This is a genomic window from Paraburkholderia fynbosensis (assembly GCF_902859935.1).
In the GTDB taxonomy this organism is placed as follows: Bacteria; Pseudomonadota; Gammaproteobacteria; order Burkholderiales; family Burkholderiaceae; genus Paraburkholderia; species Paraburkholderia fynbosensis.
Genome location: NZ_CADIKI010000023.1, coordinates 44,630 through 64,575, shown reverse-complemented (window position 1 = coordinate 64,575; position 19,946 = coordinate 44,630). Strand labels below are relative to the sequence as shown.

The 19,946-nt window shown below is 61.1% G+C and carries 19 protein-coding genes; 3 read left to right on the top strand and 16 right to left on the bottom strand.

The window, feature by feature from the left end:
• Positions 1-101 precede the first annotated feature (101 nt).
• The 4 genes from HV770_RS30380 to HV770_RS30365 all read right to left on the bottom strand — a co-directional run bounded on the left by HV770_RS30380 (position 102) and on the right by HV770_RS30365 (position 4,052).
• Positions 102-2,771: an excinuclease ABC subunit UvrA gene (locus tag HV770_RS30380; RefSeq protein ID WP_175165230.1), complete on the bottom strand. Its 2,670-nt coding sequence runs from the start codon at positions 2,769-2,771 to the stop codon at positions 102-104.
• A gap of 294 nt (positions 2,772-3,065) precedes the next feature.
• Positions 3,066-3,266, bottom strand: a complete 201-nt coding sequence (locus HV770_RS30375; protein WP_121325089.1) for a hypothetical protein — start codon at positions 3,264-3,266, stop codon at positions 3,066-3,068.
• Positions 3,267-3,412: 146 nt separating this feature from the next.
• Positions 3,413-3,742, bottom strand: coding sequence for a hypothetical protein (locus HV770_RS30370; RefSeq protein WP_175165229.1), 330 nt, complete (start codon positions 3,740-3,742; stop codon positions 3,413-3,415).
• Between the two features lie 25 nt (positions 3,743-3,767).
• Positions 3,768-4,052 (bottom strand): hypothetical protein, encoded by a 285-nt coding sequence (locus HV770_RS30365; RefSeq protein WP_175165228.1) that lies wholly within the window; start codon positions 4,050-4,052, stop codon positions 3,768-3,770.
• Between the two features lie 413 nt (positions 4,053-4,465).
• On the opposite strand from HV770_RS30365, the gene HV770_RS30360 reads away from it, so the two are divergent.
• Complete coding sequence (locus HV770_RS30360) at positions 4,466-5,170, top strand: GNAT family N-acetyltransferase (RefSeq protein ID WP_175165227.1); 705 nt, start codon at positions 4,466-4,468, stop codon at positions 5,168-5,170.
• Positions 5,171-5,256: 86 nt separating this feature from the next.
• Here HV770_RS30360 and HV770_RS30355 read toward each other — a convergent pair whose 3' ends face one another.
• From HV770_RS30355 to HV770_RS30310, 10 genes are all read right to left on the bottom strand, one after another.
• Complete coding sequence (locus tag HV770_RS30355) at positions 5,257-6,273, bottom strand: alcohol dehydrogenase (protein WP_175165226.1); 1,017 nt, start codon at positions 6,271-6,273, stop codon at positions 5,257-5,259.
• Between the two features lie 337 nt (positions 6,274-6,610).
• A complete protein-coding gene (locus HV770_RS30350; RefSeq protein WP_175165225.1) occupies positions 6,611-7,912 on the bottom strand; it encodes an L-fuconate dehydratase in 1,302 nt (433 codons plus the stop codon).
• Between the two features lie 204 nt (positions 7,913-8,116).
• Positions 8,117-9,055, bottom strand: a complete 939-nt coding sequence (locus HV770_RS30345) for an ABC transporter substrate-binding protein (RefSeq protein WP_175165224.1) — start codon at positions 9,053-9,055, stop codon at positions 8,117-8,119.
• Positions 9,056-9,145: 90 nt separating this feature from the next.
• Positions 9,146-10,171 carry an ABC transporter permease gene (locus tag HV770_RS30340; RefSeq protein WP_175165223.1) on the bottom strand — a complete coding sequence of 342 codons (1,026 nt, stop codon included), beginning with the start codon at positions 10,169-10,171 and terminating at the stop codon, positions 9,146-9,148.
• A 17-nt stretch (positions 10,172-10,188) separates the two neighbouring features.
• Positions 10,189-11,703: a sugar ABC transporter ATP-binding protein gene (locus HV770_RS30335; protein ID WP_175165222.1), complete on the bottom strand. Its 1,515-nt coding sequence runs from the start codon at positions 11,701-11,703 to the stop codon at positions 10,189-10,191.
• A gap of 496 nt (positions 11,704-12,199) precedes the next feature.
• On the bottom strand, positions 12,200-12,598 hold the full coding sequence (locus HV770_RS30330) for a hypothetical protein (protein ID WP_175165221.1): 399 nt from the start codon (positions 12,596-12,598) through the stop codon (positions 12,200-12,202).
• A 300-nt stretch (positions 12,599-12,898) separates the two neighbouring features.
• Positions 12,899-13,267, bottom strand: coding sequence for a DUF190 domain-containing protein (locus HV770_RS30325; protein ID WP_175165220.1), 369 nt, complete (start codon positions 13,265-13,267; stop codon positions 12,899-12,901).
• 238 nt (positions 13,268-13,505) lie between these two features.
• Positions 13,506-13,835, bottom strand: a complete 330-nt coding sequence (locus HV770_RS30320; protein ID WP_175165219.1) for a DUF190 domain-containing protein — start codon at positions 13,833-13,835, stop codon at positions 13,506-13,508.
• Positions 13,836-13,913: 78 nt separating this feature from the next.
• Complete coding sequence (locus HV770_RS30315) at positions 13,914-14,846, bottom strand: hypothetical protein (RefSeq protein WP_175165218.1); 933 nt, start codon at positions 14,844-14,846, stop codon at positions 13,914-13,916.
• A 345-nt stretch (positions 14,847-15,191) separates the two neighbouring features.
• The gene (locus HV770_RS30310) at positions 15,192-16,025 is read right to left on the bottom strand and encodes an oxidoreductase (RefSeq protein WP_175165217.1); all 834 of its coding nucleotides are present in this window, start codon (positions 16,023-16,025) and stop codon (positions 15,192-15,194) included.
• A 167-nt stretch (positions 16,026-16,192) separates the two neighbouring features.
• Here HV770_RS30310 and HV770_RS30305 point away from each other — a divergent pair, with 167 nt between their 5' ends.
• Both HV770_RS30305 and HV770_RS30300 read left to right on the top strand, forming a co-directional pair.
• The gene (locus tag HV770_RS30305; protein WP_175165298.1) at positions 16,193-17,104 is read left to right on the top strand and encodes an AraC family transcriptional regulator; all 912 of its coding nucleotides are present in this window, start codon (positions 16,193-16,195) and stop codon (positions 17,102-17,104) included.
• A gap of 80 nt (positions 17,105-17,184) precedes the next feature.
• Positions 17,185-17,922 (top strand): FkbM family methyltransferase, encoded by a 738-nt coding sequence (locus HV770_RS30300; protein WP_246291325.1) that lies wholly within the window; start codon positions 17,185-17,187, stop codon positions 17,920-17,922.
• 179 nt (positions 17,923-18,101) lie between these two features.
• Here the strand turns inward: HV770_RS30300 and HV770_RS30295 are convergent, their stop codons facing one another.
• Positions 18,102-18,434: a hypothetical protein gene (locus tag HV770_RS30295; protein WP_175165216.1), complete on the bottom strand. Its 333-nt coding sequence runs from the start codon at positions 18,432-18,434 to the stop codon at positions 18,102-18,104.
• A gap of 334 nt (positions 18,435-18,768) precedes the next feature.
• Positions 18,769-19,764: an aldo/keto reductase gene (locus HV770_RS30290; RefSeq protein ID WP_175165215.1), complete on the bottom strand. Its 996-nt coding sequence runs from the start codon at positions 19,762-19,764 to the stop codon at positions 18,769-18,771.
• Positions 19,765-19,946 lie beyond the last annotated feature (182 nt).

Sequence of the window (19,946 nt, the reverse complement as noted above, 5' to 3'; positions counted from 1 at the left end):
TTAAGTCCTCGCCCTTCTCAAATCTTCAGGGCTTTCCGGCTCCAGCAAATGCCGGTGTCCTTGATGGAACTCCCGCCAGCGTCAACGCGCTCCACCCAGGTTCACGCCACAACCAGCGGCTGCAGATACGCAGCCGTGCGGCTCTCCTTCGCGCGCGCGACGTCAGCCGGGATGCCGCTCGCCACGATCGTCCCGCCGGCGTCGCCGGCTCCCGGACCGACGTCGATCAACCAGTCGCTTTGCGCGGCCACCCGCATATCGTGCTCGACCACCACCACGGTATTGCCCGCGTCGACGAGGCCCTGCAACTGCACCATGAGCCGGTCGACGTCGGCGGGATGCAGGCCGGTAGTCGGCTCGTCGAGGATGTACAACGTGTCACCGCGCTGCGCCCGCTGCAGTTCGGTCGCGAGCTTGATGCGCTGTGCCTCGCCGCCCGATAGCTCTGTGGCCGGCTGACCGAGGCGCAGATAGCCGAGCCCGATGTCGCGCAGTACTTTTAGCGCGCGCATCGCGCTCGCTTGCTCGGCAAAGAATCTGCACGCGGCATCGACCGTCAGGTCCAGCACCTCCGCAATATTTTTATCGCGCCACGTGATTTCCAACGTCGACGTGTTGTAGCGGGTGCCATGGCAGGTCGAGCAAGGCGCATACACGCTCGGCAGAAACAGCAACTCGACGCTGACGAAGCCTTCGCCTTCGCACGTCGGGCAACGGCCCTGCGCGACGTTGAACGAGAAGCGCCCCGCGCTGTAGCGGCGCTTGCGGGCAGTGGGGGTGTCCGCGAACAGCCTGCGCACGTGGTCGAACAAGCCCGTGTAGGTGGCGAGATTGGAGCGCGGCGTGCGCCCGATCGGCTTCTGGTCGACACGCACGAGTCGCCGCAGCGCGTCCATGCCGTCGGCGATGTGTCCGCTCGTGGGCAGCGTCGCGCTGGCGAGCAGCGGGTCCTGTTCGTCTTCGTCCGGGCTTTCGATGATCCGTCCCAAGCGGCTCGCGACCAGTTCGGGCAGCGCCTGGCTCACGAGGCTAGATTTGCCCGAGCCCGACACCCCGGTGACGGTCGTCAGGCAGCCGAGCGGGAACGCGACATTCAGCCCGCGCAGATTATTGCGCGTGATATTGACGAGTTGCAGCCAGCCCGCCGCGTCGCGCGGTGTGCGCTCGACGGGGGCGGGCGGCGCGAAAAGATGGCGGCGCGTCTGCGATGCTTCGACCTTCGCGAGTCCCTCGGGCGGCCCGCTATAGACCACATGACCGCCCGCCTCGCCCGCCGCCGGCCCAACGTCGACCAGCCAGTCGGCGCGCCGCATCATCTGCAGATCGTGCTCGACGACGAACAGCGAATTGCCTGCGGCTTTGAGTCCTTGCAACGCGCTGAAGAGCGCTTCGCCGTCGGCGGGATGCAGGCCGGCCGATGGCTCGTCGAGCACATACACGACCCCGAAGAGTTGCGACGACAGTTGCGTGGCCAGCCGCAAGCGCTGCAATTCACCCGACGACAGCGTGGGTGTGCTGCGCTCCAGCGCAAGGTAGCCGAGACCGAGGTCGACCAGCGTCCTCAGACGTTCCAGCAATTCGGCGGCAATGCGCTGCGCGGCCACGCGTTTTTCTTCCGAAAGGTTCGGCGTGCGCCGCACGTCGGGTGAAGCTTTGTGCGCGGAACCGCCCGCCGCCACCCGCTTGTCGACGGCCTCGCGCATCGCGCTTTTGCTGAGCACGCCGCCTTTAACCGTGGTCACCGTGGCGGGCTCCGGCCATTCGCCGCGTGCGATCGGTTCCAGAAGCGCGGCCAGCCCCGCGAGCGGCAACTGCGACAATTCGCCGATATCGAGCCCGGCGAATTTCACCGAGAGCGCTTCTTTCTTGAGCCGTTTGCCGTGGCAACTCGGACAGCCGCTGCCGACCATGTACTGCGACACGCGCTTTTTCATCAGCGCGCTTTGGGTGTTCGCAAAGGTGTGCAGCACGTACCGGCGTGCGCCGGTGAACGTGCCTTGATAGCTCGGCTCGTCCTTGCGTCTGAGCGCGGCGCGGGTTTCCTTCGGCGTCAAGCCGGCGTAGACGGGCACGGTCGGCTGTTCGTCGGTGAAGAGAATCCAGTCGCGATCTTTTTTCGGCAAGTCGCGCCATGGTGTATCGACGTCGTAGCCGAGCGTCACCAGTATGTCGCGCAGATTCTGGCCGTGCCACGCAGGCGGCCACGCGGCAATCGCGCGCTCGCGGATGGTCAGTGAGTCGTCGGGCACCATCGATTTTTCGGTGACTTCGTACACGCGCCCAAGCCCATGGCATGTCGGACAGGCGCCTTGCACCGTGTTCGGCGAGAAGTCCTCGGCGAACAGCATCGGCTGCTTCGGCGGATAGTCGCCCGTACGCGAATAGAGCATGCGTACGAGGCTCGACAGCGTGGTGACACTGCCCACCGATGAGCGCGCGCTCGGCGTGCCGCGCTGCTGTTGCAAGGCGACTGCGGGCGGCAGCCCTTCGATCGCGTCGACTTCGGGCACGCCGACCTGTTCGATCAGGCGCCTCGCGTACGGCGCAACCGATTCGAAGTAGCGCCGCTGCGCCTCCGCGTACAACGTCCCGAACGCGAGCGAGGATTTCCCCGAGCCCGACACGCCGGTGAACACGACGAGTGCGTCGCGCGGAATCTGCACGTCGACGTTTTTCAGATTGTGCTCGCGAGCGCCCCGCACACGGACGAAGCCGGTCGGGGCGCCGGAGGGCGTGCGGGGCGAACCGGGTTTGCCGCGGATGGCGTCCATGTCGATCGATAGCGGATGAGCGAGGTGCCTGCTGGCTGTGCGAACGCAGGTGAGATTGCACGGAGCATGCCAGATCCGGCGCGAGAGGGTGGGATGGGACAGCAGAGGTAGCCGAAGTGAATCACGGACACGCCATGGCTCAGTCGCTTGAGCGCTGGTTTTCGGCGCCCTGCTTCGGTATGCGTGAAGTGCGGTCCGTGTTGCTCGCCAGCAATATTCAGCGGCACTGCCAGCGGAGCCAGCCAAAGTCACCTTGAGCGGGCAAGGCGGTGTAACGCAGCTTGCAAAACCCGTTCAACCATGGCTATCGATCCATGCCCGGCACCACTCGAGCCCAGCGAGGCGCGCTCCCTCGTCGGTTTCAAACGTGCCGAGCACGCCCGAACCTTCGACCAGCTTGCCTGCGCGCATGATAGTGCCGCCCGCCGCATATCCGCCATCCTGAAGAATGGCATGGCCCCAGACGGAATAGCCCTTGTAGATTTCAGGTTCCACTTTCGGTCTCTGCATTGACGAGCGGTCGCTTCATTCACCAGGTACCGCAACGCGGCGACGTGGAGTGGGCTTTTCAACCACGTGCAGCCAATTGCAGCAGCTACGTCGCGCGTGATCTTTAATCAGCGATGACAGCTGCTGTCGCTTCAGACGCGCAGCACGTTGCCTTCCGGCGTAATCAGTCTGGGTATGTCGAGGGAAGGCGGGGCGGCCGGCTTCTTCACCGTGACGACCGGCGTGCGTTTGGACGGAGCGGATCGCGGCATCGGATCAGCCACGCGCCGCGGCAGAACCTTTGTCGCGTTGCGGCGGGAGCTGGCGGCACTGTGAGATTTCGGCGAGCACTTGCTGGCGGCAGCGCCCGCACCACCCATACGCGCCTCAGGCGGATTCCAGATTTCCACGTAACGCTCGCCCGCTGTTACGGTCGACGCGATAGTCAGCAGAAGTACACCGGCACCGAGCAATCGAAACATGTCTTCTCCGTCAGTTTGCGTGCGATTAAGGATGGCACGACTTCGCGGCGCCAATGCACGAGCCATCACACCCATCGCAGTAATGCCGGTCGCGCACCGCCCGGTCCACCGGCCAGTTATTCGTTGCGGCCGCCGTGGGCGTTCCCACCGAGTGCCCGTTTTCGCTGGCATAAAACGTCTGCTCGCCGGCTTTCCCGCGACGAATCGCTTCGTCGATCTCCGGCTCGCCAAACGCGGATTTCATCTCGGCAACGAACGCAGCTATCTCCGGCATTGGATGGTCAACCGGCATCCGCACACGCATATCCATTCGTTGCCCCCGAAAAAAGCTGATTCGCCGTCTCGACGCTCTGCGCAAGATACTGTACATCCATACAGGTATTTTCGCAAATGGGAACTGCGCGGGCACCGGGTGGCCGGTGCCGGGCTGCTGGCACATCGCCCACTGAGTCGCGGTGTGAACGTGTCGAGCTGGACCGAAAGCGCAGCATCGAACACGCCACCAACAACGAGGACCGTCAGGCTTAATGGCGCAAATGATGCCAAATTTGTCATTTACGACACTAACGCAGAGCCCGCCTTCCGTCTACAGTGACGTCAGTCCGAACGTCATGCGCGCTTATCGCAGGCGCAAACCATGAAAGGGACGGCAACGGGTACCCGCATGCTGATGAACGCCGCCTGACGGCACCACAGCCTGGTCGCACAAGCACAAGGATAGACATGAATCGCCCAACGCAACTTATCCTCGACAACCCCGTCTGGTCTGCCCTGACGACCAAACAGGCGCATCTGCGCGAGGGCAACCGGCCCGCTTGCCGCTACCACCCGGATATCGCGCCGTTTGCAGGCGTCGAAAGCGAAACCGAAGCGGCTTTTCATGAACTCGGCGCGCTGCTGCCGCCGCCGGAACAGGTGGCCCTGTTGAGCCTCGCCCCTTTGCCGCACATGGAGGCCATGCGATCCGAGCGCATCGGCGTCGTGCGTCAGATGGTGGCGACCGGCGATCCGGCCGGCGGCACCAACGATCAGGTGATCCGCCTCACCGACCTCGATGCCGCGGACATGCTCGAGCTGGTTCAAAAGACCAAGCCAGGTCCATTCGGCAAACGAACCCATCAGATGGGCCATTACATCGGGATTCGCGACGGCGGCCGTCTGATTGCGATGGCGGGCGAACGCATGCGGCTCGATGGCTACATCGAGATAAGCGCGGTTTGCGTGGATGACGAATATCGCGGCAAGGGTCTCGCCGCTCGCCTCATGAACATCCTGCGTCGGGAAATCAGGCAACGCGGGGACATTCCGTTCCTGCATGTGTTCGACGACAACCACCCGGCGATCGCCTTGTACGAGCGCCTCGGATTCGAGACGCGGCAGACGTTCCTCCTCTACCGGATCAAAGGCAGCGATCCGGTCGCGGCGTGAGGGGAAGGCGGAACAGCGTTCGCTCACACCTGCCCTGCCCGCATCGCAGGGCAGGTGTGGCATGAGCGTACGCAACACGCCGGACATCAAGCGACCTTCAGCACCACCCTGAAGCGCGCCGCGCCGCTCATCATCCGGTCATACGCTTCGGCCGCACGTTCGAGCGGAAACACCTCGATCATCGGCTTGACGCCGGAGAGCGCGCTGAAAGCGAGCGTATCCTGCGAGTCGGCGGACGTGCCCGAGGGCCAACCCTGAACCGAATGGCGGCCCATGATGAACTGGGCGACGGGGACCTCGACGGGCTCCTCCGAAATGCCGACCATGATCATCTTGCCGTTCAGCCCCAGCCCGCCGATCGCCGCGCTCATTGCTTTTCCGCTCGTGACCGTCGCAAGAATGACCTTCGCGCCGCCGAGTTCGTTGAGCTTTTCCGGAATGCTCTGCGTCGTGCTGTCGATGTAGTGGTGCGCCCCGAGTTCTTTCGCCAATGCGGCCTTGTCCTGTCCGCGAGCGATGGCCACCGTGTTGAAGCCCATCTTCCGGGCGAACTGCACGCCGAGATGTCCCAGCCCGCCGATACCGAGAATGGCGACCACATCGCCGGCCCGCGCGCCGCTATTGCGCAATGCATTGAAAGTCGTAATGCCCGCGCAGAGCAACGGCGCGGCATCCGCATCGGACAGGTCGTCCGGAATGCTCGCGAGTGCTTCCACCGGCGCTACGACGAATTCGGCATAACCACCGTCGTAGCTGATGCCCGGCACCTGCGCTTTTTCGCACAGGACGAAGTCGCCCTGGCGGCAACGGGTGCATCGGCCGCAATGGCCGCCATGCCAACCCACGCCGACCCGCTGCCCGACGCGCCATCCGTCCACGCCGCTTCCGACGGCGTCGATCACGCCGGCTATTTCATGGCCTGGAACCCGTGGAAATTGCAGACCCGGCCACTGGCCCTCCTTGGTCAACGAATCACTGTGGCAAATTCCGCACGCCTGGACCTTGATGCGGACCTGGCCCTCGGCCGGTTCACGAACATCCAGCTCCACAAGCTTCAATGGGCCGCCTGCTGTTTCCACTTGTACAGCCTTCATTCTGGACATGAGCTTCACCTCGGTGTCATCGATGTGTCGGCATGCCGAGGGGCGGTCTGCTTTGACAGCCCTCGGCGTCAAATGAACACTCTGCGTTCTCCCGGCGTGAGGCGCGGGATCACTGCCCTCGGCGCGAGAGCATGAACTCATTGACCATAGTTGAAAATCCTGCGGAATCCAACTTGCCGGGCCATATGGTCCCCCTCGCGGCGTCGCTCCATGAGCATGATCGCGAAATGCGGAGCCGCCGACATTGAGAGGACACGAGGCCGTCCGGCAAGACTGAAGCGAGCGCGTCCAGTGAATCAGACGCCGAGTCAAAATTCACCACCCGATGCGTTCGCCGTCACGCCTGCCAGGCCGCTCCCGCAGGAAAATCATGCTGATCGAGCGACGCCGCGTGCATCTCGATGCTGTAGCCGGGCCGTTCCGGCGGCATGTAGCGGCCGTTGCGAATCACAACGGGATCGACGAAATGCTCGTGCAGGTGATCCACGTATTCGAGCACCCGGTTTTCCAGCGACGCCGACACGCAGATATAGTCGAACAGCGAAATATGCTGGACGTACTCGCACAAACCGACGCCGCCCGCGTGCGGACACACCGGCACCCCGAATTTCGCCGCCATCAGTAGCACGACGATCACTTCGTTCAGACCGCCAAGGCGGCAGCTGTCCACCTGGCAGAAGTCGATGGCCTGCGCCTGCAGCAGTTGCTTGAACATCACGCGGTTATGGCAGTGTTCGCCGGTCGCCACGCCGATCATCGGCTTTAACCGCCGGCGGATCGCCGCGTGCCCGAGAATGTCGTCGGGACTCGTGGGCTCCTCGATCCACCACGGATCGAATTGCGCGAGCCGCCGCATGTTCGAGACCGCTTCATCGACGTCCCACACCTGGTTGGCGTCCATCATCAGTTTCCGCTTTTCGCCGATTTCTTCGCGCAGAATGCGCGCCCGGCGCATGTCTTCTTCGAGGTTGCCGCCCACCTTCTGCTTGAAATGGGTCCAGCCCTGCGCGACGCCTTCACGCGCGAGCCGGCGAATCTTGTCGTCGTCGTAGCCGAGCCAGCCGGCCGACGTCGTGTAGGCGGGATAGCCGTGCGCGCGCATCTCCTTTTCGCGTTCGCCGCGCGTTTTCGCATGACGATGCAACATCGCGATGGCTTCCTGCGGCGTGATCGCATCGGTCACATAGCGGAAGTCGAGGCAGCGTACGAGTTCTTCCGGACTCATGTCGACGAGCAGCTTCCACACCGGCTTGCCTTCCGCTTTTGCCCAGAGGTCCCAGGTCGCGTTCACGACGCCTGCCGTCGCGAGGTGAATCGCGCCCTTGTCCGGGCCGATCCAGCGCAATTGGCTATCGGAGGTCAGCTCACGCCAGAACGCGCCCATGTTCGCGGCGATATCTTCGAGCGTTTTGCCGACGATCAGCGGCGCCAGTGCCTGTACCGCGCTCACGCAGATTTCGTTGCCGCGTCCGATCGTGAACGTGAGGCCATGGCCGGTGAGCGAGGCCGGCGAATCCGTTTCGAGCGTCACGTAGGTCGCGGAGTAGTCCGGCGCGGCGTTCATCGCATCGGAGCCGTCGAGCGAACGCGAGGTCGGAAAGCGGATGTCCCGCACGGACAGCTTGGTGATCGTCGTCATCTGAACACGCTCCTGGGTCACTGCGATCGGCTTCGCCCATACACCTTCTATGAGCGCAAGCGGCACGAATGGGTGCGCTGCAAGGTCAACGTACGGTCTTTTTGCGCGCGATGCGCGGGCCACGAAGGCCAGAAGGGAAGAAGGACGGCACGCCCTCCCCCGCTCATCGCGCATCGCGCATCGGCGCGCGTCAACGCACCGCGCTCAATCGTAGAGCACGGCGGCGATCTTCGGATCGCTCATATTGGTCTTGTCGTACCAGAAGAAGCCCGTATCGATCTTCGGCGGCAGCTTCTCGCCCTTGAGCGCCTTCACCGCGGAGTCGACCGTGCACTTGCCGATGCCGACCGGGTTCTGTGTGATCGCGCCGAGCATCAGGCCCGAGGTGATGTTCGCTTTCTGCTCCTTGCCGGAGTCGAAGCCGATCAGCACGAGCTTCTTGCCCGCTTCCTTGATGCCAATCGCCGCGCCTTCCGCCGAGCCTTCATTCGCGCCGAAAATGCCCTTCAGATTCGGATTGGCCTGAATCATCGCCTTGGCGATTTCCGCCGACTTCAAATGGTCGCCGCCGCCATACTGCACGGAGACGATCTTGACGTTCGGATGCTTTTTCATCTGATTCAGGAAACCGTCGCGCCGATCGACCCCCGTGCGGCTGGTCTGGTCGTGCACGATCACGCCGACTTCGCCGGCATTGCCGATCGCCTCGGCCATCTTGTCGGCCGCGAGCGCGGCTGCGGCCACGTTGTCCGTCGCGCAGGTGGTCAGCGGAATGTCGCTGTCTACGCCGGAGTCGAACGCGATCACCGGTATTTTCGCGGCCTGTGCGCGCTTGAGCAGCGGAATGGCCGCCTTGCTGTCGAGCGCGGCGATGCCGAGCGCCTGCGGCTTCTTCGCGAGCGCCGCCGAGAGCATGTCGATCTGCTTGTCCACCATCGCTTCGGTTTCCGGGCCCTCGAACGTGATCCTGACTTTGTGCTCCTTCGCCGATTGCTCGGCGCCGGATTTGACGGCCTGCCAGAACTGATGCTGGAAGCCCTTCGAAATTAGCGGGATATAGACGTCATCCGCATACGCGATATTCGCCCCGCCAAGCAAAGTGCCCAGGCCGACCACGACCCCGAATATTTTTCGATTCAACATGGAATTTCTCCTCCTAAGGTGGACCATCAACCTTCAGCCGCTGAGGAAGCCTTTTTGCGCTTCCCTTCTTTGAAATTGTCCGGCTCAGCGTCAGCTCTTCCTGCGACGCAGGATGTCGGCATAGACCGCGAGAATGATGATGAGGCCTGTCACGACGATCTGCCATTCCTGAGCGACCGACATGATGCGCAGGCCGTTGGTCAGCACGCTCATGATGAACGCCCCGATGATCGTGCCGAGAATCGTGCCCGAGCCGCCGCTCAGCGACGTGCCGCCGATCACCACCGCGGCGATCGCTTCGAGTTCATAGCCTTGGCCGAGCGCCGGCTGCGCCGAATTCAGGCGCGACGCGATGAGCAACCCGGCAATGCCGCAGATCGCTCCGCTCAGCCCATAAATGGCGATTTTCCAGCGATCGACGTTCACGCCGGAAAGACGCACCGCTTCTTCGTTGCTGCCGAGCGCAAACGTGTAGCGGCCAAGCGCCGTGCGATTGAGCGTGATCGAACTGGCGATCGCAAGAAAAAACAGGATCAGCACCGCGTTCGGAATGGGCAGGCTCGGCAGCAGATAGCCGATGAACGAATCCTGCGAGATGCGGTAGAAGTTTTCGGTGTCGGTGAAATAGATCGGCTTGTCGGCCGAGACGACGAGGGAGAGGCCTTTCAACAGCATCATCATGCCCAACGTCGCGATGAACGGCGGGATTTTCATCTTCGCCGTGAGCGTCCCCGAAACGGTGCCGCAGATTGCGCCGGTGAAGATCGCGGCGAGAACGCCGACCCCCATCGGCAGATGCCAGTAGGTGAGAAATACGCCGCAGATGACCGCCGTGAAAGTCATCAACGTGCCGACCGACAAATCGATGCCGCCCGTAATGATCACGAACGTGCAGGCAATCGCCAGCACGCCGTTGACCGCCGTCGCCTGCAGAATGCCGAGCATGTTGTCCATCTGCATGAACGCCGGCGAAGCGAAGCTGAAGAAAACCAGCATCAGGATCAGACTCGCGAACGCGAGCAGCTTCTGTAGCGCAGTCGGCGAAAAGACGCGGGCACGCAGGCCGGAATAACGTCCTTCTCTCGCGAGCGCCGATGTGTCCGATGGCAATGTCATAGGGGGCCTCTGGCGGTTCATGCCGCCGTTTTCAGGGTTTCGCGCTGCGTCGCCAGATGCATGATGCGCTCCTGCGTAGCCTCCGCGGCGCAGAGCTCGCCGGTAATGCGGCCCTCGCACATCACGATGACGCGGTCGCTCATGCGCAAGATTTCCGGCAGCTCCGACGAGATCATCACGACCGCCTTGCCTTCGCTGGCGAGCGCACGCAGCAGCTTGTAGATTTCATTCTTCGCGCCGACGTCGATACCCCGTGTCGGCTCGTCGAAAAAGAGCACGTCGCAGTCGCGCTCCAGCCATTTCGCAATCACGATCTTCTGCTGATTGCCGCCCGACAGCAGCCGCACTTCCTGCGCCGCGGAGGGCGTGCGTATCGCAAGCAGATTGATGAAATGGCTGGCTGTCCTGCGTATCTGCGCGCGCCGCAGAAAAAAGTTGAACGTCAGAAATTTGCTCAAATTCGACATGACGATGTTCGATTCGACATCCATGCCGGTCGCGAGGCCGAAGCGCTTGCGGTCTTCCGACAGATAGCCGATGCCGCGCTTCACCGCGTCGCGTGGACTACGGATGATTGCCCTGGCGCCTTTCACGACGATCTCGCCGGATTCGATCGGATCGGCGCCGAACACCGCGCGGGCGACTTCGGTGCGGCCCGCGCCCATCAATCCGGCAAAGCCTAAAATCTCGCCCTTGCGCAGCGTGAAGCTCACGTCCCTGACCAACGGACCGGCGTTGAGGTTTTTGACTTCGAGTGCAAGCTCGCCCTTCTCCCCGGTACTGTGCGACGGTTCGATATCGGTCAAGGTGCGCCCGACCATCATGCCGATAATCGCTTCGACGCTGGTGTCCTGGGCGGCGACGGTGGCCACGTATTCGCCGTCGCGCATCACGGTGACGCGATCGGCGATCTGCTTCAATTCATCCATCTTGTGCGAGATGTAGATGATGCCGACGCCCCGGCTCTTCAGCTCGCGGATGATGCGAAACAGTTCGGCAATCTCGGCGTCGTTGAGCGCCGAGGTGGGCTCGTCCATGATCAGGACACGTGAATCGAAGGACAAGGCCTTGGCGATCTCGACCATCTGCTGACGGGCGACCGTGAGGGTGCCGACCACGGCGCGCGGGTCGAGATTCACATGCATGCGGGCAAGGATGTCGCGCGCCTGCGCATTGAGCTTGTCTTCGTCGAGAAACAGGCCGAGACGCCCGCGCGGCTCGCGGCCGACGAACATGTTCTGCGCGACGCTCAGGTGATTCATCAGTTGCAGTTCCTGATGAATGATGCCGACGCCCACGGCCTGCGCGTCGCGCGGGCTCTGGAACTCGACCGGCCGGCCGTCATAGAGGATTTCACCCGAATCGCGGGTGTAGACGCCGGCGAGGATTTTCATCAGCGTCGACTTGCCGGCGCCGTTCTCGCCCATCAGCGCATGGACTTCCCCCGCCATGAGCTCGAACTGAACTTCGTGAAGCGCCCTCACGCCGGGGAAGCTCTTGTTGAGCCTTTTGACTGAAATCAGCGGGGTCACGGCGCGGATCGGACGACAATTCCACTGCGGCCGCGTGCCTCAATGCGAAGGCCCGACGGCCGGAGCGCCGGGCGCTCCCCGCTTACATGAATGAAATAGCAAAGAGAAGCCAGACACATTGCTGGGCCCCCGGAACCGATGTGCCACGATTTTACGACGCGGCAGATCGGGGGCTCAAGCCCAGGCATTCCCCAGTGTCGGGGGGCTTTGTCCCTGCCCAATGGACTCGAAGAAATCGGCGATAGACTCCGGGAATAGCGTGACGAGGCTATCCAATAGAATCCGAAAATGAAAGTGTCCCGTCAGGTATCCTCCCTTTTCGGCTCCCGGTTCCTCCCCTTGTTTTTTCTATTGCCCGCCGCCGAACGCGTTTCGCTGCGTGATAAATTCTTTAAACATTCGACTATCCGTCACCGCGATGACGCAATTTCGTGCTGCAAATACTGTATAGGTTTCCAGCCGCGAAACGCCTGCCCACATCGGCAAGGCTTGCGCGTCAGTGGTGAACGGGCCGTGCCGGGGACCCGACTGGCCGAATCACTGCAGCCTCTCGCGCCTGGATTCTTGCCGCGGACGAAGTCGTTTTATGCGGATTGGCTGCGCGGTCGTACCCGTTCATTTGTTCATCGATGACAAAGTCCGCGACTCTCATCGCGTCCATCGAATTGCCGTCCACGTCGGACCACTCACGAATCGCGCGATTGATTTTGGTGAGCGCCGCGACAGCAAGCAGTACGGCATCCGTCTCGGTGATCTTGCCTTCGAGATCATCTGCGTCGTAGTCCGCAATCTGTAGAGCCGCGTCGATCAGATTGCTGTCGTCAATCAGGTCCGTCAATACCGCGTGAACCACTGCGAGGCAAGCATCTTTGCGTGCAAGTGCGATATCTGTCATGAAGTTCTCCGGAGTCGAGGTGACTGGTTAGCGAACTGTGGCGGCCGCGTCGTCGAACAAACCGAACGCAACGCCGGCCATCACTGCGACGACCACTGAGCGGCGATATCTGGTGCAAACACAATTTACTCCGGGTGAGCGGACAATGCAGTGAAATGATGCCGGCATCCTCCCCAATCTCGCCCAGCTTTGCATGGATCAGACCGAGCGCCTCGAATTCCGCCGACGGATACGCATCGAAATCAATCACCCTGCAGCCGAAGCATCTCATTGCGATCCGGTCTGGGCGACAGGAGCCGCTTAACGTGGCTTGCATCCGAATAGTGAGCAGTGACGCTGCTCGCCAGGCTGCGCTTTTTCACCCAGCACCCCGAACTCGATGGGCGAGCGCGTATAGAACACGTGCACTCGCCCGGTCTTGACGGTGTCGAGCATGCGCTGCGCCTCATCTTCGGTGACAGCGAGGATGACCTGCAGGGGCTGATCTGCGAGCTTGAGCATATGGGCGGCATGATGCGCACCCGCATGGCCCGTGCCTTCCGCGCAATTGATGACGGTCGCGCCGTGAATGCCGAGCTGCTTCGCTTCATGAAGAAGCCATTCGCACACCGTGCGGTGGCCGTGATGGCGGTTCTGTTCCGTATAGAACGTCAGTTGGTAACCGTTCATATCTTCCTCCGCCATACTCGGCTCCGGGCCGCCGCATGGCCGTTGCGGCGAGGCAGGACTGGTCGGTTCACGACCAACGGAGCCTATCAGTCATTTTAGTGCGTCGACCAGGCATCGTTGCATGTTGCGTTGCGCCATTCGCGGGATGCCGTGTTGCTTGTGCGCGTGCCATTACACCGGCTTGATTGCGCCTGCTTCGAGCGGGATGTCGTCTGTGGCGGGATGGTGCTGAAGTCGATCAACTCGCTCCGTCCGTTCCGAGCGCGCCGTACTCGACCGGCGCGCGCGTGTAGAAGAGGCGCACGCCGCCGTCGTCGAGTTTCGCGAGCAGCGCATCGATGTCGGCATCGACGGCAATGATCGTCACGGCGACCGACTGTTCTGCGAGCTCGAAAAAGCGGGCCGCGTGATACTTGCCCTTCGCGTCGACGCTTTCGGCAACTTCGACGACCGTCGCGCCCTGGATGCCTATGCGCCTCGCCTCATCGAGAATCCATTCGACGATCGACATGTGCCTGATCCGTTGCCGCTGGTCGGTTGCATAGATTGTCAGTTGGCTACCAGTCATGATCCCTTCCCGCGGTCCGCGCGACTCTCGCCATGAATACACTTTCCGGAACACGACGCGGTGCGCGTGCAGCGCGGCCTACTGGGCGGTCTGTTGACGTTGATACTCGTCGTGCTTCATTTGCATGTAGTCAGTGCGGCTGACTTCGTGCAATTGCCGCGGATACTGTTCGGTCGCATCGAACCAGCCGGCGAGGCGCTTGTCGAGGCGCGCGTTGGGCGGGCTGGAAAGCGCATCCAGATAGGCATCGATGGCGAGGTAATAGCGCATGGTATTGCGCTCCACCAGACCGCGCACGCCGCCGACGTAGCGCGTCTCGCCCGCCGACGAATCGGGCGCGGCGGAAAAGCCGACCTTGTCGCTGCCGATCGTCGCCAGGTAGGTTTTCATCGCAAGCCGTCCCGCCGTGCCGTAACCGTAGGCGTAGGTCAGGTGGATGAAGGTCCGGCTATCGCCCACGGGTATCGCCTCCAGCACGATACGATAGTCTTTCGTGCTCAGCGGACCCGTAGCGGCACTGAGCTCCACGCGAAGATAATCGGGACTGCTCGCTGCCGAGCGGTAGTTGAATTGCACGCGGTAGGACGAGGAAAGCGACTCCGCCGTTTTCTTGCCGATGTTCACCGCGAGGACCGTCCCGTTGGCGCCCGTCGATGCATGGCAGTACTTCGTGTTGAGGTGCAGGATCAGCACGTCGCACCAGTTGGCCGGACCCTGAGCCGGGTCGTTGAGCGTAGCGTTGAGCGTCGCGAAAGGATGGTCGAGCACACCGTAAATCTCGCCCTTGAGTGCCGAAGGCAACTCCTGCGATTCGAGGTACAGCGGTCGCTGAAACTGATTGTGTGCAAGCTGCTGCGTCAGACTCTCGTATTTTTCGCGCAGGCTCGCCGCTCGGTCGGCCGCTTGCGCGAAGGCGCTTTGGCACAGGCAGCAGAACACCGCCAGCATCGCGGCCGTCAGCCACTGCCGCACGCTCCGTGTGCCTGCTGAAGATCTGGCAAGCCTGCTCATGGACGTTCTCCTCTTTTTGGCTCGGATCGCGGGGCGCCGGGCGCGGATCATGGCGCGTTGTCGTCTTCGCTTCTATTCTTGCAGGCGGCGGCGTGGTTTGTACATCCGTAATCACCGCCGACCTGCAAACCCGTACCACGTAGGAAAGTCACTGGGGTGGAAGAATAGAAAAAATGAAGTCTAGGATCAGTAAGGAACCGCTCCACTTCCTGGGAGGAGCCGTCAAAGAACTTTACGATGGCCGTGCTGAACATTCTGTTTGGCACAGCAAGCATCTCGCCCGCGATGACACAGACTTCTCCTATGGCGGCCAATCCGCCGGCGCCTCTCACACGTCACGTGTGCTCATCCGTCGGTCGATCTGGTGATGCTTTCCCACGTGTCGAATTCTGCACTGAGCGACGAGAGCTTTTCCCGGACTAAACCGAGTGCGTCACTTCCCAGCAGAAGATGCGATGGCGGCGCGTCGCTCTCGATAATGGACAGCATGGCACGTGCAGCTTTCGCGGGGTCGCCGAGCTGCCTGCCGCTTTTCTCTTCGCGTCCCTTTCTGATCGGATCGAACAGGGAATCGTAGTCCGGGATTGAGCGCGGCGTTCGCACCATCGATCGACCCGCCCATTCAGTACGGAAAGAACCAGGCGCCACTGCGGTCACGCGGATGCCGAACGGTTTGACTTCTTTACCGAGGACCTCGGAAATCCCCTCCAATGCGAATTTACTGCCGCAGTAATAGGCGATGCCCGGCATGGTGATAAAGCCGCCCATCGATGTGATGTTGAGAATATGACCGCGTCGTCGCTCACGCATAAACGGCAACACACTCTTCATGACGGCAACCGCGCCGAACACGTTGACGTCGAACTGCCGACGCATTTCAACTAGCGACGACTCTTCCATGACGCCTTCATGGCCGTAACCGGCGTTGTTCACCAGCACGTCTAGTGGGCCCACGTTTGCCTCGATTTCGTTGACGACATTTCCGATTGAATCGAAGTCGGTTACGTCAAGTATCCGGCCGAACGCGCTTGCGGCGTTAAGCGCCTCGAAGCTCTGCTTTGCCTGCTCGCTGCGTACCGTGCCAACGACCCGATACCCTGCGGCGAGCGCTTCCTGGGCCAGCGCGCGTCCGAAACCGCTGCTGACACCCGTGATGAGCATGGTTCTGCTTGATGACATTGCGAACACTCCCTGAACTGGTTTGGAAGGTTGCATGTTATTCTGACACTTCTTGGAAAATCAGATCCATTTCTCTACTTTTATTGCCTATTCCTATGAGCAAGGCGGCCCCCAAGAAGAGCATTAGCCGATCTGTTTCCTCGACCAGCGCACGTGAACAACGCCGGATGGTAACCCTGCTGACCGCGCTGGCCCCGCAGGAAGGCTACAACCTGACTGCGTTGCGCGATGTGCGTATCCTGCGGTCGGACCGGGCGCTGTCGCGCACACCGGTGCTATACGATCCCGGCATCGTGATCGTCTGCCAGGGCAGGAAGCGGGGATTTCTGGGTGATCAGGTCTATGTGTACGACGAACAGCACTATCTCGCCGTCGCGGTGCCGGTCCCCTTCACGATGGAGACCGACGCGACGCCCGAGTGTCCCCTTCTGGCCCTGTACCTCCATCTGGACTTTCAGGTGGCGGCCGAACTCATGATCCAGATAGATCAACATGGCTTGCCGGGCTCGGGCGACGTGCCGCAAACCATGATGTCCAGTCCAATGGATGCGTCGATGCGAGCGTCCGTACTGCGCTTCCTGGAGGCAATGAACCAGCCACTTGAAGCCGCGATCCTCGGCCCGGGACTGGTACGTGAACTGTACTTCCGAGTTCTCACCGGCGCGCAAGGCAACGCCATGCGCGCGGCTTTAGCGATGCAAGGGCAATTCGGCAAGATCGGCAAAGCGCTGGAGCGTATCCATGCGACCTATGCAGAACCGCTCGACCTTCCTGGTCTGGCCAGGCAGGCCGGGATGAGCGTGCCTACGTTCCATAGCCACTTCAAGGCGATCACGAGTACGTCGCCGATGCAGTACGTGAAATCCACCCGATTGCATCAGGCTCGCCTGCTAATGGTGCGCCAAGGCATGACGGCTGAGACGGCATGTCATGCTGTCGGCTATGCCAGCCCCTCGCAATTCAATCGGGAATTCAAGCGACTTTTTGGCCGCACGCCGGCTGCAGAGACGAAACGTCTTCGCGAAAGCTTCGCGCTGCCTCCAGCCTTTCCAGAGTCAAAGTTCGTCTCGTCGCATTGAGAGCAGGGGCGGCGGCCCATCGATACGATTCTTGATAATGTCCTTGCAAGTCGATTGATATTGAGTAGCCTTTCGAAATCGTGAAGACCTTCAAGGCGAGAATTATTATGAATTCGCTAAAGAATTTTGGCCACTTTCTCTGGCTCGTGCGTAAAACCTGGCTGACCAGAGGGGCGCGCCTGTATTATTCACAGTTTGGCGAAGACGCCGTACTGCGCGAGATAATCAGCCCGACATGTGCCAAGGGTGTTTATGTCGATGTGGGCGCCTATCACCCGATAAAATTTTCGAACACATACGCGCTATATAAGCGCGGATGGCGAGGCATCAATATCGATATGGATCCGGTCAAAATCGAAGCATTCAAGCTTGCCCGGGCTTCCGATATTAATGTGTGCGCGGCAATTTCAAATGAAAAGGCCGTCAAACAGATCTACAATTTTTCCACTTATGGACTGACTTCCACGCTCGACCCAGACGTAGCAGCTGCCGGAGCTATGGCTCCGACATCGATTCGTAGTGTCGAAACTACGACGTTGGACGATGTCCTCGGACGTAGTCGTTATTCGGACCATGAGATTGATTTGTTGTCGATCGACGCGGAAGGCCACGATTATCATGTATTGAAATCGCTTGATCTGTTCAAATACAAACCAAAAATCATTGTCATCGAATCATCGTCACGCTCGATAAGAGACGTCATAGAATCAGCGACCTATAACTATCTTGAGCAGCAGGGCTACCGGCTAGTCAGCTGGACCCATCTTTCGCTGATTTTCAGGGTGAACCAATCCGCGATATTCCGGCATCGGTTATAGATCCGGATTTTGAGTCCTTACTAGTCCTCGCGCTCTGTGACCATGCAGGTGGAACGCATTGACTAGCGCCTGCCAGCCGCGAAACGGGGGGCCGGTCGCAATGATTCCGGCTGCCCACGCGCTTGAAGTACCTGCTCGCTTTGCGCATATTCGCGGCTGGTTGTCATCTTTACCCGCTGTTACTTGCCAGCGGCAGGCGACACGACGCTCGGGGTCGCCAGCGTATTGTTGCTCTTTGGAGCGCTGGACGTCGAGTCGCTGTTCGTGCCACTCGGCAGGCCCGAATTCGGCGACCGGGCGGACATGCCACTGTCCGAGTTGGTGGCACCTGGCGTGCCGTAGCCGCCTGTTGCACCGTTCATGGGATTCACCTGGTTTGTCTGGTTCGCCGGGCCAGCCGTGCTGCCTGCCGAGCCGCTGCCGCTCGAACCGCCGGCGGTCTGTGCATAAACGCCGCCCGACAGGGTGAGTGCGGCGACGGCCGCGAGTACTGCGCTGCTTGCCTTTCTCATGATCCGTCCCTCCTTGATCGAAATGGAATAGAGACGCAGACGATCACCGTCTGCTTGACCAAAAGTGCAGCAAACCCTGTGCCGCCCGTACTTAACAAAACAGTTTCAAATCCGCACTCACGGGCGTTATCGTTGTCACCGCACTGCTGACGGGCTGTACTTCGCTTCCCAAAACAGCTCTCGCCACCGGCATCGCAAAAGCTCTATTCGATCGCCATGCTGGATTTCACTGAACCGCGCGGCGATAGCGTGGTCAACGTCGGTGGTGCTGCCGGAGCAGTCGGAGCGCCGCCTCCTCTTACTGCGCGGCGCCCGCCCACAGGTTCGAGTCTTGTTACCAGCGCTGGTGGACCTCAGGCGCTATATAGCGCTCATAGACTTCACGCACACGTTGCATTGCCTCACCGGACAGCGGTGCGAGGTTCGCAGCCGAAACGTTCGACGCCGCCTGCGCCGCGTTCTTACTGCCTGGGATGATGACGGAAACGGCCTCTTCCATGAGAATCCAGCGAAGGGCCAGTTGCGCCATCGATGCGTCCACCGGTACAAGTCCGCGCAACTCGTCGACCGCTTTCAACGCGATGTCATAAGGCACGCCGGAGAACGTTTCACCGAGGTCGAACGCCTCACCATGGCGATTGAAAGCTCGATGGTCATCCGACGGGAAAACAGAATCCGCGGACAGCTTGCCCGTCAGCATGCCGCTCGCCAGAGGCACCCGCGCGATGACCGCAACGTTCTTCTTTTGCGCCTGCCTGAAAAACAGTTCGGCTGGGCGTTGCCGGAACATGTTGTAGATGATCTGCACCGACACCACGTTGGGATACTCGATCGCCTTCAACGCTTCCTCGACCTTCTCGACCGATACGCCATAGAAGCGGATCTTGCCGGCAGCGACAAAGTCATCCATCGCGGCGAACACCTCGGGATGGTAGTAAACCTCCGTCGGCGGACAATGCAATTGCACCAGGTCGAGCGTATCGACACCCAGGTTCGACAGGCTCCGGTCGATGAAACCCTCAAGTTCACGCTTATTCGTATAGCCAGCCGTCACATGCGGGTCGAGCCGGCGGCCAAGCTTGGTGGCCACGATGGGACGTTCGCCGCCGCGTTGCCGCAACACGTCACGGATGATCCGTTCCGACCGGCCGTCGCCGTAGACGTCCGCCGTATCGATGAAAGTCACACCGCTATCGAGCGCGGCGTTTAGCGCGGCCTTGGCGTCATCTTCGGCGACACCGCCCCACGAGCCGCCAATCGCCCATGCCCCAAAACCGATTTCCGAAACATTCCAACCGGTACGACCAAATTTTCTTTTCGAAAGCGTCATGTCAGTGCTCGTCCTGTGTTTTGCGAAGTTACGTCGTTGGCATTTCAATGCGCCGCGCTGTATTCATACCGGCGGCTTATTTATTCGTAGTGTAGCAAGCAAGGGCAAGATGCAGGCGCGGTGTATCGTTCGAATTCAGGTCGCGCTGACTGGATCTGTCAAACAAACGGGAAGGGGCTCGT